This window comes from Enterobacter cloacae complex sp. 277I4, assembly GCF_050031465.1.
In the GTDB taxonomy this organism is placed as follows: domain Bacteria; phylum Pseudomonadota; class Gammaproteobacteria; order Enterobacterales; family Enterobacteriaceae; genus Enterobacter; species Enterobacter cloacae.
Genome location: NZ_JBLGWC010000001.1, coordinates 4,076,311 through 4,088,772, shown reverse-complemented (window position 1 = coordinate 4,088,772; position 12,462 = coordinate 4,076,311). Strand labels below are relative to the sequence as shown.

Below are 12,462 nucleotides of genomic sequence, written 5' to 3'. Positions count from 1 at the left end.
TCACAGAACCATTACCCTCATAAAGCTATTTTTGGTATGCCAATAGTATCCGGCTGTACACCTTATCCAATAAAAGCCCTTTTACTGAGGTAATACCCTATGGCATTGCAGGAAAAACTGATCGACGCTCTGGGCAGTTTCGCCACTAAATTCAACAGTTATCGCTATATCATGGCGATCAAGTCAGCTTTCATTACCTTAATGCCGGTCATCATCGTTGGGGCGTTCTCTGTGCTGATCTCCAATATGGTGCTGGATCCGAAAAACGGCCTGGCGAGCTTCTCGTCGCTGTCGTTCCTCGCCGCGCTAAAGCCGATCACCAGCGCGCTGAATTACGCCACGCTGAACTTCCTTAACATTGGTGCGGTATTCCTGATTGGCATTGAGCTGGGGCGCATCAACGGTATCAAATCCCTTTTCCCGGGGCTGCTGGCGGTGATCTGCTTTATTTGCGTGACGCCCACCACCGTGGAGATGCTGGTGGATGGCGAAATGCACGTGGTGAAAGATGTGCTGCTGCGCCAGTTCTCAGATACCCGCAGCCTGTTCCTCGGCATGTTTATCGCCATTCTGTCCGTTGAAATCTACTGCTGGCTGGAGAACCGCCCGGGGCTGAAGATCCGAATGCCGGACACCGTGCCGCCTAACGTGGCCGCGTCGTTCTCCGCGCTGATCCCGGCGATTATTACCACCACTGCCATTGCCACGCTGGGGTTTGTGTTTCATCAGATCACCGGGATGTATCTCTACGACGCGGTGTATCAGGTGGTGCAACAGCCGCTGGAGCGGGTGGTGCAAAGTCTGCCTGGGATCCTGCTGCTGATGTTCGTTGCACAGCTTTTCTGGGTGATTGGTATCCACGGCAACCAGATGATCAAGCCGATCCGCGAGCCGCTGCTGCTGGGGGCGATCACCGTCAACATGAGCGCGTTTGAGCAGGGTAAAGAGGTGCCGAACATCATCACCATGCCGTTCTGGGATGTATATATGAGCATCGGCGGTTCGGGCCTGACTATCGGCCTGCTGATCGCGGTGATGATTGCCACCAAACGCAAGGAGATGAAAGAGATCGCCAAGCTTTCCATCGGCCCGGGGATTTTTAATATCAACGAGCCGGTGATCTTCGGTATGCCAATCATGCTTAACCCGATCCTCGCCATTCCCTTCATTATCACTCCACTGGTGACGGGCTCCATCGGCTACTTCGCCACCGTGACCGGGTTTGCCGGTAAAGCGGTGGTGATGGTGCCGTGGACGACGCCGCCGCTGATCAACGCATGGCTCTCTACGGCGGGTTCGATGGGGGCGGTGATCACCCAGCTCATCTGCATTGTGACTGCCGTCATTATCTATCTGCCGTTTGTGAAAATCGCTTCACGCCGCGCAGAGCAGGCCGCGCTGCAGCAGGCCACTGACAACCCGTGAGGATGCGATGAGCACAAAACAGATAGCCATACCGCAGGATTTTATTCTCGGCGCGGCCGCATCGGCCTGGCAGACCGAAGGCTGGAGCGGTAAAAAGCCGGGGCAGGATTCATGGATCGATCTCTGGTACAAGAATGACCGTCACGTCTGGCACAACGGCTATGGCCCGGCGGTGGCGACCGATTTTATCAACCGTTTTCGCGAGGATGTGGCCCTGATGAAGCAGGCGGGGCTGACGCACTACCGCACCTCGATCAACTGGTCACGCTTTTTAACCGACTACGAAAACGCGACGGTGGATGAAGAGTACGCTGCCTACTACGACGCGCTGTTCGATGAGATGCACCGTCAGGGCATTGAGCCGATGATCTGCCTCGAACATTACGAACTGCCGGGCGTGCTGCTGGATACCTACGGCGGCTGGGCGTCAAAGCATGTGGTTGAGCTGTTTGTCCGCTATGCGGAAAAGGTCTTTGCACGCTACCACGGTAAAGTGACCCGCTGGTTTACCTTCAACGAGCCGATTGTCGTCCAGACCCGCGTCTATCTGGACGCGCTGCGTTGGCCGTATGAGCAGAACACCGGCACGTGGATGCAGTGGAATCACCATAAGGTGCTGGCGACGGCAAAGGTGGTGAAGCTGTTTCGCGAGAAAGGCTATCGCGGTTCTGTGGGCTGTATTCTCAACCCTGAAGTGACCTATCCCCGCTCCCGCGCACCGCATGACGTGCGGGCCGCTGAGATGTATGACCTGTTCTACAACCGTCTCTTCCTCGACCCCCTGGTGCACGGGCGCTATCCCGCAGAGCTTTTTACCCTGCTGGAGCAGCATCAGGCTGAGTGGGAGTACACCGCGAACGAACTGGCGCTGATTGCGGATAACACCGTCGACGAACTGGGGATTAACCTCTACTACCCGCACCGTGTGAAGGCACCTTCCCGCGCCTGGCATCCGGACACGCCATTCCACCCGGCATACTACTACGAGCCGTTTGAACTGCCGGGGCGGCGCATGAACCGCTCCCGCGGCTGGGAGATCTACCCGCGCATTATTTACGACATGGCGATGCGGATTAAAAATGACTATCGCAATATCGACTGGTTTGTGGCGGAAAGCGGAATGGGAGTGGAAAACGAAGCGCAATTTCGCAATCGCGATGGGATTATCGACGACACTTACCGCATCGATTTCATCAGCGAACACCTCTACTACACGCTGCTGGCGAGGGAGGAGGGGGCGAACTGCCATGGCTATATGCTGTGGGCATTTACCGACAACGTCTCGCCGATGAACGCGTTTAAAAACCGCTACGGGTTGATTGAGATCGATCTGGATAACCAGCGTGCCAGACGAGCAAAAAAATCAGCCTCCTGGTTCCGGCAGCTACGCGATACGCGGAGGCTCACGCTTCAGGTTGATGATGAATGGAAGTAGGCGAAAAGCATGCCGGTTCTGGTAAAATAGCGCACAAACTGGCCGGGAGGACGCCCGGTCTGCGCATTAACTGAAAAAACAGGTGAAAACGTGGATAAGGCTGTCATCCTGCCGGAAAAAAAACAGTACCAGGAAATTGGCGAGGATTTACGGGCGCAGATTATCCAGGGGCACTATCCCGTTGGTTCGCGCCTTCCTCCTGAGCGCAATATTGCCGAGAAGTACGGCGTAAGCCGCACCATCGTGCGTGAGGCCTTACTGATGCTGGAGTTGCAGGGCACGGTGGATATACGCCAGGGCTCCGGTGTTTATGTGATGCGCATCCCCGAAGAGCATGAAAACGAAGAAGAGCGTTTTCTCAATAGCGACGTGGGGCCGTTTGAGATTTTACAGGCCCGTCAGCTCCTCGAAAGCAATATTGCCGCGTTTGCCGCCAAAATGGCGACCCGTGCAGACATCGACAATCTGCGCCGTATTATCGAGCAGGAGCAACGCGCGATTGCCGCCGACGATAATAGTCAGGACAACAATAAGATGTTCCATCTGGTCCTGGCGGGCGCGACGCAAAATCAGATGCTGCTGGCGACGGTGGAGAGTATCTGGCATCACATGGACAGCAGTCCGCTTTGGCAGCAGTTTAATGGCCACATCGCCAGCCGCGCGTACCGCCTGAAATGGCTGGGTGACCGGCAAACCATCCTGGCCGCGCTGCGCCGCCGTGACGTCATGGGCGCCTGGCAGGCAATGTTCCAGCATCTGGAAAACGTGAAAAAAAGCTTACTTGAACTCTCAGACGAAGACGCGCCGGACTTTGACGGCTATCTCTTTGAATCTGTGCCTATTTTCCAGGGGAAGCTGGTATGACTATTCTGCCGCTCTACGCCGCACCGCAGTATGCGGAGCAGGTGACCGACTGGATCTGGCAGGCCTTTGGCGACGGCCTGCCCCGGGCGTTTTTCCACAGTATTGTTGAGCACAGCCAGACGCCGGACGCATTACCGCTGACTTTTATTGCCCTGGAGAACGAACAGCTTGTGGGCACCGTGGGGCTCTGGCGCTGCGATCTGATCACCCGACAGGATCTTTGCCCCTGGCTGGCAGCCCTGTACGTGGATGACGCGGCGCGAGGCAAGGGGCTGGCGGGGCTGCTGCAAAAGCATGTTATCCACTATGCCGCACAGGCCGGGTATGACACGTTGCATCTCTGGTCTGCCTGCCGTGACTTCTACGAACGTTACGGCTGGCAGTATATCGGCGATGCGCTGGAGTACCCGGACAAAACGGTACATCTCTATCGCTATTCGTCCGGGGCTTCGGCGGGTGCCCCAACAGAGTGACGGCGCACTAACGTTGGACTAAACAGGTGGGTGATTTCCGGTGGCTGACGCTGCTCGGCGAGTGCTAACGCCAGCTCGGCCGCCTGCGTGGCCATGGTGATAATGGGGTAGCGGACGGTGGTCAGGCGAGGGCGCACGTAGCGGGAGACCAGCACATCATCGAAGCCAATAAGGGAAATTTCTCCCGGCACCTCAATCCCGTTGTCATTTAACACCCCCATAGCTCCGGCTGCCATTGAGTCGTTATAGCTGGCAACGGCAGTGAAATTCCTTCCACGTCCTAACAGCTCTGTCATTGCCTGTTCGCCGCCGCTCTCGTCGGGTTCACCGTAAGCCACCAGCCGGTCATTGCACGGCAGACCGTTTTCGCGCAGGGCATCGTAATACCCCAGCAGGCGATCTTCGGCATCGGAAATGGGGTGGTTTGAGCAGAGATAACCAATGCGGGTGTGACCCTGTTGAATCAGATGGCGGGTGGCAAGCCAGGCACCGTAGCGGTCGTCGAGCGCCACGCAGCGTTTCTCAAACCCGGGAATAATCCGGTTGATGATCACCATGCCGGGGATCTGCTTCATCAGATGAATGAGTTCGGCGTCGGGGATCATTTTGGCATGGACAACCAGCGCCGCGCAGCGGTGGCGGATCAGTTGCTCGATAGCCTGGCGTTCTTTTTGTTCATTGTGATAGCCATTGCCGATCAGCAAAAAATTCCCGGTCTGATAAGAAACCTGCTCAACCGCTTTCACCATGGCGCCGAAAAAGGGGTCAGAGACATCACCCACAACCAGCCCGATGGTTTCGGTTGACTGTTGAGCGAGCGCACGGGCGTTAGCATTAGGATGGTAGTTCAGAGATTCCATGGCGTTTTGCACCGCCTGGCGTGATGCGTCACTGGCTTTTGGGGAGTCGTTGATCACGCGCGACACGGTCGCGACGGAAACACCTGCCAGACGGGCCACATCCTTTATTGTCGCCATTCATTACCTTCTTAGTGGGGGTAAGCGTTTACACGCCAATAAGTGTTGCGGAAAAGCGCCGTGCATTCAAGGGGGACGCACTTTCCCTCTCCACAAACGTGACGCAGCACAACCCCGGCGGTGTAATCGTTACACGGCCAGACATGTCGGAATAATGTCAATCTGAACCTTTAGTTACACTTTGCCTCAGGCTGTTGCGATTGTCCGATAGCGGGAAAGAAGACGACATTGATAAAGTTGAGATCCCAGAGGTATTGATTGGTGAGATTTCTTAGTACGGTTTCGTACTCATCTCTTGCACCAACCTGCGCGGATGCGCAGGTTTTTTTTCGCCTCTATTTTTGCTGTCGCTCCTGTACCACTTCTCGTGTAATCTGCCACCATTTACTAACCCTTCACACTGGCTGGCAAAGGGAGTTGAGATGCTTTTTGGGTTCTTTCGCACACTGTTCCGTATCCTCTTTCGCGTCCGTTTAACGGGCGATGCAACGGCGCTCCGCGGCGAGCGTGTACTTATCACACCAAACCATGTTTCCTTTATCGACGGCATCCTGCTGGCGCTGTTTCTGCCTGTGCGCCCGGTGTTTGCGGTCTATACCTCTATTAGTCAGCAGTGGTACATGCGCTGGCTCACCCCGCTGATTGATTTTGTGCCGCTCGACCCGACAAAACCGATGATGATTAAACATCTGGTACGTCTGGTTGAGCAGGGACGTCCGGTGGTGATTTTCCCGGAAGGGCGGATCTCGGTCACCGGCTCGCTGATGAAAATCTACGACGGGGCAGGGTTTGTGGCGGCGAAGTCAAAAGCGACCGTTGTGCCACTTCGTATTGAAGGGGCGGAGCTCACCCATTTCAGCCGTCTGAAAGGGTTAGTGAAGCAGCGCCTGTTCCCGAAAATTACCCTGCATATTCTGCCGCCAACCTCATTACCGATGCCCGACGCGCCGCGTGCGCGCGACCGCCGTAAAATCGCCGGTGAAATGCTGCACCAGATCATGATGGAAGCGCGGATGGCCGTCCGCCCGCGCGAAACGCTCTATGAATCTCTGCTGTCGGCGCAGTACCGCTATGGCGCGAAGAAAAACTGCATTGAAGACATTAACTTCACCCCGGACACCTATCGCAAGCTGCTGACCAAAACCCTGTTCGTGGGACGTATCCTTGAGAAATACAGCCAGAAAGGCGAGAAGATTGGCCTGATGCTGCCTAACGCCGGGATCAGCGCGGCGGTGATTTTTGGTGCGGTTTCCCGGGGCCGTATCCCGGCGATGATGAACTACACGGCGGGCGTAAAAGGGCTGACCAGCGCCATCACGGCGGCTCAAATCAATACCGTTTTCACCTCGCGCCAGTTCCTCGATAAAGGCAAGCTGTGGCACCTGCCGGAGCAGCTGACGCAGGTACGCTGGGTCTTCCTGGAAGATCTGAAAGCGGATGTGACGACGGGTGACAAGCTGTGGATTTTCGCTCACCTGCTGATGCCGCGTCTGGCCCAGGTCAAACAGCAGCCGGAAGATGACGCCATTATCCTCTTTACCTCTGGCTCAGAGGGAAACCCGAAAGGGGTGGTTCACAGTCACAAGAGCATTCTGGCAAACGTGGAGCAGATTAAAAGTATTGCTGACTTTACCTCCAATGACCGGTTCATGTCGGCGCTGCCGCTGTTCCACTCCTTTGGCCTGACAGTGGGGCTTTTTACCCCGCTGTTGACCGGTGCCGAAGTGTTCCTTTACCCAAGCCCGCTCCATTATCGCATTGTGCCGGAGCTGGTGTATGACCGTAACTGCACCGTGCTGTTTGGCACCTCAACCTTCCTCGGTAATTACGCGCGCTTTGCCAATCCGTATGACTTTTACCGCGTGCGCTATGTGGTGGCCGGGGCGGAAAAACTGCAGGAGAGCACGCGCCAGATTTGGCAGGACAAGTTTGGTCTGCGCATTCTTGAAGGCTATGGCGTTACCGAATGCGCGCCGGTGGTCTCGATCAACGTGCCGATGGCGGCGAAGCCGGGGACGGTGGGCCGTATTCTGCCGGGAATGGATGCGCGTCTGCTGGCGGTACCTGGCATTGAGGACGGTGGCCGTCTGCAACTCAAGGGGCCAAACGTGATGAACGGTTATCTGCGAGTGGAAAATCCGGGCGTGCTGGAAGTGCCGACGGCGGAAAACGTCAATGGCGAGAGTGAGACGGGCTGGTATGACACCGGAGATATTGTCCGTTTCGATGAACAGGGCTTCGTGCAGATCCAGGGCCGGGCTAAACGCTTCGCCAAAATTGCGGGTGAGATGGTCTCGCTGGAGATGGTTGAGCAACTGGCGACAGCGGTATCCGCTGACAAGCTGCATGCTACGGTTGTGAAGAGCGATGCCAGCAAAGGCGAAGCGCTGGTGTTGTTCACCACCGACAGCGAACTGAAACGCGACCGGTTGCTACAGCATGCGCGTGAACATGGCATTCCTGAGCTGGCGGTACCGCGCGATATTCGTTACCTGAAGCAGCTTCCGGTGCTGGGCAGCGGGAAGCCTGATTTCGTGACCCTGAAGGGTATGGTTGACGAGGCGGAACAGCAAAATGCGTGAGTCAGTACACACTAACACTTCACTCTGGTCGAAGGGCATGATGGCGGTCATTGCCGCCCAGTTTCTCTCTGCCTTCGGTGACAATGCGTTACTGTTTGCCACCCTGGCATTGCTGAAGGCCGAGTTTTATCCAGACTGGAGCCAGCCCATCCTGCAGATGGTGTTTGTGGGTGCTTACATTATTTTCGCTCCGTTTGTCGGACAGGTGGCGGACAGCTTCCCGAAAGGCCGGGTGATGATGTTTGCGAACGGCCTGAAACTGCTGGGCGCCGCCAGTATTTGTTTTGGTATTAACCCGTTTATCGGCTACACGCTGGTGGGCATTGGCGCAGCGGCGTACTCCCCGGCGAAGTATGGCATCCTGGGGGAACTCACGACCGGCGATAAGCTGGTGAAAGCCAACGGGCTGATGGAGTCCTCTACCATTGCGGCGATCCTGCTCGGCTCTGTCGCAGGGGGCGTACTGGCTGACTGGCATGTGCTGGCGGCGCTGAGCGTGTGTGCAGTAGTTTATGGCGGGGCGGTGGTAGCCAACCTGTTTATTCCAAAATTGCCGGTGGCTCGCCCGGGGCAATCCTGGCGCTTTACGCCTATGACAGGCAGTTTCTTCAACGCCTGCCGCGTGCTGTGGCGTAACGGTGAAACGCGCTTCTCCCTGATGGGCACCAGCATGTTCTGGGGCGCAGGCGTCACGCTGCGTTTCCTGCTGGTGCTGTGGGTGCCGGTGGCGCTGGGGATTACTGACAATGCGACACCGACTTATCTTAACGCAATGGTGGCGATTGGGATTGTCGTTGGGGCTGGCGCGGCGGCGAAGCTGGTGACGCTTGAGACCGTTGCACGCTGCATGCCTGCGGGGATCCTGATTGGCGTGGTGGTGCTTATCTTCTCGCTGCAGCACGCCTTGCTACCCGCCTACGCGCTGCTTGTCCTGATTGGTATTCTGGGGGGCTTTTTCGTTGTGCCGCTCAATGCGCTGTTGCAGGAACGCGGCAAGCAGACCGTCGGCGCAGGGAATGCCATTGCAGTGCAAAATCTCGGTGAAAACCTGGCGATGCTGTTAATGCTGGGGCTCTATTCGCTGGCCGTTAAAGTCGGTGTGCCGGTGGTGGGGATTGGCGTAGGATTCGGTGCGCTGTTTGCGCTGGCGATTGCCGGATTATGGCTCTGGCAGCGTCGCCGTTGATAAGAGCGGCCTGACGCCCTCACCACGGCCCTCTCCTACGGGAGAGGGCGCAAATATTAAAAACGGCAACCAGGTTGCCGTTTGCTTTTATCACGGTGCCGGGTAGGTGTATACCTGATGCACCGCTTCAATCTCTGCTAATACCTCTTCACTCAGATTCAGATGGAAACTCTCGATATTCGTTTTCAGCTGTTCCATGGTCGTTGCGCCCAGCAGAGTGCTGGCAACAAACGGCTGACGACGCACGAAGGCCAGGGCCATCTGGGCTGGATCAAGACCGTGACGTTTCGCGATATCCACATAGGCCGCCACGGCTTTTTGTGTCTGCTCACCGCTGTAGCGGGTAAAGCGGCTGAACAAGGTGTTACGCGCTCCGGCAGGTTTCGCGCCGTTAAGGTATTTCCCTGTCAACGTACCAAAGCCCAGACATGAATAGGCGAGCAATTCCACCTCTTCGTATTGCGTCACTTCGGCCAGACCCACTTCATAGCTGCGGTTGAGCAGGCTGTATGGGTTCTGGATGGTGACGATGCGGGGCAGGTCATGTTTGTCCGCCAGGTGCAGATAGCGCATCACGCCAAAGGCCGTTTCGTTAGAGACACCGATGTAGCGGATTTTTCCCGCTCGCTGGCATTCGGCCAGGGCTTCCAGCGTTTCCAGTAGCGTAACGGCCGGGGCGCTCTCATTCCAGCTATAGCCCAGCTTTCCAAAGCAGTTGGTGGGGCGCTGCGGCCAGTGAACCTGATAGAGATCGAGATAGTCGGTTTGCAGGCGCTTCAGGCTGGCATCCAGCGCGGCGCGGATATTTTTGCGATCGAGGATCTGGTTTGGACGGATCCCGGCATCGTTGTTGCGTGCGGGGCCGCTGACTTTTGACGCAACAACCAGCTTTTCGCGATTCCCGCGTTTGGCGAGCCAGTTGCCGACGTAGGTTTCGGTAAGCCCCTGCGTTTCCGGACGAGGCGGTACAGGGTACATCTCTGCAACATCAATCAGGTTAATGCCCTGGCTGACGGCATAATCGAGTTGTGCATGGGCATCGGCTTCGCTGTTTTGTTCACCAAATGTCATCGTGCCCAACCCCAGTTGACTTATTTCCAGAGCGCTGTGGGGGATACGGTGATAATGCATAGCCGGCTTCCTTCATTAGAAATACAGACCACGTCAGGAACCTCCCGACAAAGGAATATAAACATGGCAGAGGGGAAGCAAAAGGGGAAGAAAAAAATCAAAAAGGCCAGCAAGCCACTGACCTTTATCTGTTTATCGCTCGATAATCTGCGAAACTTCGTCGCGATTGATCTGCATTTTATTACCCTGCTGGTCATGGTAGCTGACCAGGCCAGTATCATCGTCGACTTCAGGTTTACCGTCGGTCAGGATCATCCGGCCATCTTTCGTCGCCATAACGTAATCGCTGCTACAGCCCGATACCGCAAACGCTAAACCCACTGCTGAAATCAACACTGCCCATTTTTTCATCGTTATCGTCCTCACCTGGCTCGTATCAAATCATAGTGTAGTATTAACCTGATATATCGAAAGGAGAAAGGGGGAAAATCTTAAATCCCCGTCGATTATGTTTGATAGTTCGCAAAATGAGTAAAAAACTATGTTTTCAGTAAGAAATGGCGAGCCAGCAGCGCACCTGTGAAGTTCTTTTTGAGATAAAAGCCGCGCGGCAACGTGAGTATCGGTTCGCCCTTGGCGCCAATAGCCTCGGTGAGGGCTTTGCTGTTGGCCGCTTTCGGACGCAGCTGTAAAACTTCTCCGTGTCGGGCCGTGATGCGCTCTACCTGTCCAAGGACGATCATATCCATCAGCTCTTCCCAGTCCAGCCTTAGCTGCCGCTCTTCATCTTCATCGGGACTCCAGAGTAGCGGCGCGCCTACCCGGCGTTCAGCCAGCGGGATCTGGCGTTCACCCTCTACCGGAACCCAGAGCACGCGCTTGAGTTTATGGCGAACATGGCTGGTTTCCCACGTCACGCCGGTATTACCGGTTAATGGCGCCACGCAGACAAAGGTGGTTTCAAGGGGCTTTCCCAGACGGTCTATGGGAATGGTTTTTAGCTCAACGCCCAGAGCCGCAAAATCCTGCTCGGGTTTACTCCCCGCACTTGCCCCCAGCCACAACTCAAGCAACATGCCGATCCAGCCCTTATCTCGTTTCAGATCCTTTGGGATCGGCAATCCTGCCATCGCTGCCAGTTCGCCAAGCGAAAAGCCCGCCAGACGCTGCGCCTGCCCAAGCAACTGGGCTTCGCTTGTTGGCGGAGAAAGCATGGGTGAGAGCGCAAGCATGACGGCAACCTTTTGATTAAAAAATAAACTAAGAAACTATCCCCTGTGGATAGAGTTTAACTTTTTCTGTACGAATATGCCATGTGCATGATTTTTAGGTTTTTTTAGTTATGTGCGACCGTCCTTTCAGAAGTGAAAAACGGGTTGTTCAATTCTGGTCACTGACAATAAACAGGATCTTACACCATGTTATCCACAGAAAAGTGGGATAACTGGGAATAACCCTGACTACTGTTTCAATTTACAGCCTTGACGTGCGACGAAAATCGAATTTTCACACAAATTGTGCCTAACTTATTGGCACAATCTGTGGATAAAACCGACGCTGTTCGATCTTTCATCAGCATAACGTTCATAGGTGTGATGATCGTCACGTAATTCCTTCCTGGGGCGCTAAAAACAGAGCTAATTAAATGAAAATTATAGGAATGTTTTCAGCGGGTGACACGGTGTAGCGAGGGGCTCTTCAGGTTGTTCATCGGTAATTCCACACTTCTTCACAACTATATCCACAGAAAAGGTGAATAAAATTGCCCTTGTTGCCGCTTATCTGTTTATAACTCTGCGCATATTTGTGAGTTATTCAAATGTTATTAGGTTGCAGGCCTGTAAGAGAGTGGTTTACCGCCTCCCTGTAGTGTGAAACAATCATTCATATATCAGATTTAGTTTGGGGTAGTCCGGTGATTGATGACGATGGCTACCGCCCGAACGTAGGAATAGTAATTTGTAATCGTCAGGGCCAGGTGATGTGGGCCCGGCGATATGGTCAGCACTCCTGGCAGTTTCCGCAAGGCGGGATCAACCCAGGGGAGTCCCCAGAACAAGCGATGTACCGGGAGCTGTTTGAAGAGGTCGGTTTAAGCCGAAAAGATGTTCGCATCCTGGCTTCGACCCGCAACTGGTTGCGTTACAAGTTACCGAAACGTTTGGTGCGTTGGGACACAAAGCCGGTTTGTATCGGCCAGAAACAGAAGTGGTTTCTGTTGCAATTGGTGGGCAACGATTCAGATATCAATATGCAAACCAGCAGTACGCCGGAGTTTGATGGCTGGCGCTGGGTGAGTTACTGGTATCCTGTTCGTCAGGTCGTGTCATTTAAACGCGATGTTTACCGTAGGGTGATGAAAGAGTTCGCAAGTGTTGTCATGCAGCTTCAGGAGATCCCGCCTAAGCCGCAGAGCGCACCTGCCTGGCGACGTAAAAGAGGTTAAGCT

11 protein-coding genes and 1 pseudogene are annotated in these 12,462 nt (G+C 55.1%); 7 read left to right on the top strand and 5 right to left on the bottom strand.

The genetic code is table 11. The features are described from left to right. Nucleotides 1-99 precede the first annotated feature (99 nt). The 4 genes from ACQG19_RS19855 to ACQG19_RS19840 all read left to right on the top strand — a co-directional run bounded on the left by ACQG19_RS19855 (nt 100) and on the right by ACQG19_RS19840 (nt 4,197). Nucleotides 100-1,425, top strand: coding sequence for a PTS sugar transporter subunit IIC (locus ACQG19_RS19855; RefSeq protein ID WP_013098563.1), 1,326 nt, complete (start codon nt 100-102; stop codon nt 1,423-1,425). 7 nt (nt 1,426-1,432) lie between these two features. Then, entirely contained in the window at nt 1,433-2,860 is a 1,428-nt protein-coding gene (locus ACQG19_RS19850; protein WP_222168926.1) for a glycoside hydrolase family 1 protein, read from the top strand. Nucleotides 2,861-2,950: 90 nt separating this feature from the next. After that, nucleotides 2,951-3,724 (top strand): GntR family transcriptional regulator, encoded by a 774-nt coding sequence (locus tag ACQG19_RS19845; RefSeq protein WP_013098561.1) that lies wholly within the window; start codon nt 2,951-2,953, stop codon nt 3,722-3,724. Beyond that, entirely contained in the window at nt 3,721-4,197 is a 477-nt protein-coding gene (locus ACQG19_RS19840) for a GNAT family N-acetyltransferase (protein WP_246932423.1), read from the top strand. The genes ACQG19_RS19845 and ACQG19_RS19840 overlap by 4 nt, the downstream gene beginning before the upstream one ends. On the opposite strand, the gene galR is transcribed toward ACQG19_RS19840, so the two are convergent. Further along, nucleotides 4,158-5,174: an HTH-type transcriptional regulator GalR gene (gene galR, locus ACQG19_RS19835; protein WP_130626709.1), complete on the bottom strand. Its 1,017-nt coding sequence runs from the start codon at nt 5,172-5,174 to the stop codon at nt 4,158-4,160. The genes ACQG19_RS19840 and galR overlap by 40 nt on opposite strands. Nucleotides 5,175-5,596: 422 nt before the next feature. On the opposite strand from galR, the gene aas reads away from it, so the two are divergent. Both aas and lplT read left to right on the top strand, forming a co-directional pair. Continuing rightward, nucleotides 5,597-7,756, top strand: a complete 2,160-nt coding sequence (gene aas, locus ACQG19_RS19830) for a bifunctional acyl-ACP--phospholipid O-acyltransferase/long-chain-fatty-acid--ACP ligase (RefSeq protein WP_062730099.1) — start codon at nt 5,597-5,599, stop codon at nt 7,754-7,756. Beyond that, nucleotides 7,749-8,942, top strand: coding sequence for a lysophospholipid transporter LplT (lplT, locus tag ACQG19_RS19825; protein ID WP_038983856.1), 1,194 nt, complete (start codon nt 7,749-7,751; stop codon nt 8,940-8,942). Before aas ends, lplT begins: the two co-directional genes overlap by 8 nt. A 90-nt stretch (nt 8,943-9,032) precedes the next feature. On the opposite strand, the gene ACQG19_RS19820 is transcribed toward lplT, so the two are convergent. From ACQG19_RS19820 to ACQG19_RS19805, 4 genes and pseudogenes are all read right to left on the bottom strand, one after another. Further along, the gene (locus ACQG19_RS19820) at nt 9,033-10,073 is read right to left on the bottom strand and encodes an NADP(H)-dependent aldo-keto reductase (protein ID WP_013098556.1); all 1,041 of its coding nucleotides are present in this window, start codon (nt 10,071-10,073) and stop codon (nt 9,033-9,035) included. Nucleotides 10,074-10,205: 132 nt separating this feature from the next. After that, nucleotides 10,206-10,424 carry a YgdI/YgdR family lipoprotein gene (locus ACQG19_RS19815; protein WP_013098555.1) on the bottom strand — a complete coding sequence of 73 codons (219 nt, stop codon included), beginning with the start codon at nt 10,422-10,424 and terminating at the stop codon, nt 10,206-10,208. A gap of 128 nt (nt 10,425-10,552) precedes the next feature. Next, entirely contained in the window at nt 10,553-11,245 is a 693-nt protein-coding gene (mutH, locus tag ACQG19_RS19810) for a DNA mismatch repair endonuclease MutH (protein WP_013098554.1), read from the bottom strand. A gap of 154 nt (nt 11,246-11,399) precedes the next feature. After that, nucleotides 11,400-11,486, bottom strand: a pseudogene (locus tag ACQG19_RS19805) (hypothetical protein); the annotation flags it as partial. A gap of 442 nt (nt 11,487-11,928) precedes the next feature. Between ACQG19_RS19805 and rppH the strand changes: the two are divergent. Further along, nucleotides 11,929-12,459 carry an RNA pyrophosphohydrolase gene (rppH, locus tag ACQG19_RS19800; RefSeq protein WP_013098553.1) on the top strand — a complete coding sequence of 177 codons (531 nt, stop codon included), beginning with the start codon at nt 11,929-11,931 and terminating at the stop codon, nt 12,457-12,459. Nucleotides 12,460-12,462: the final 3 nt, after the last annotated feature.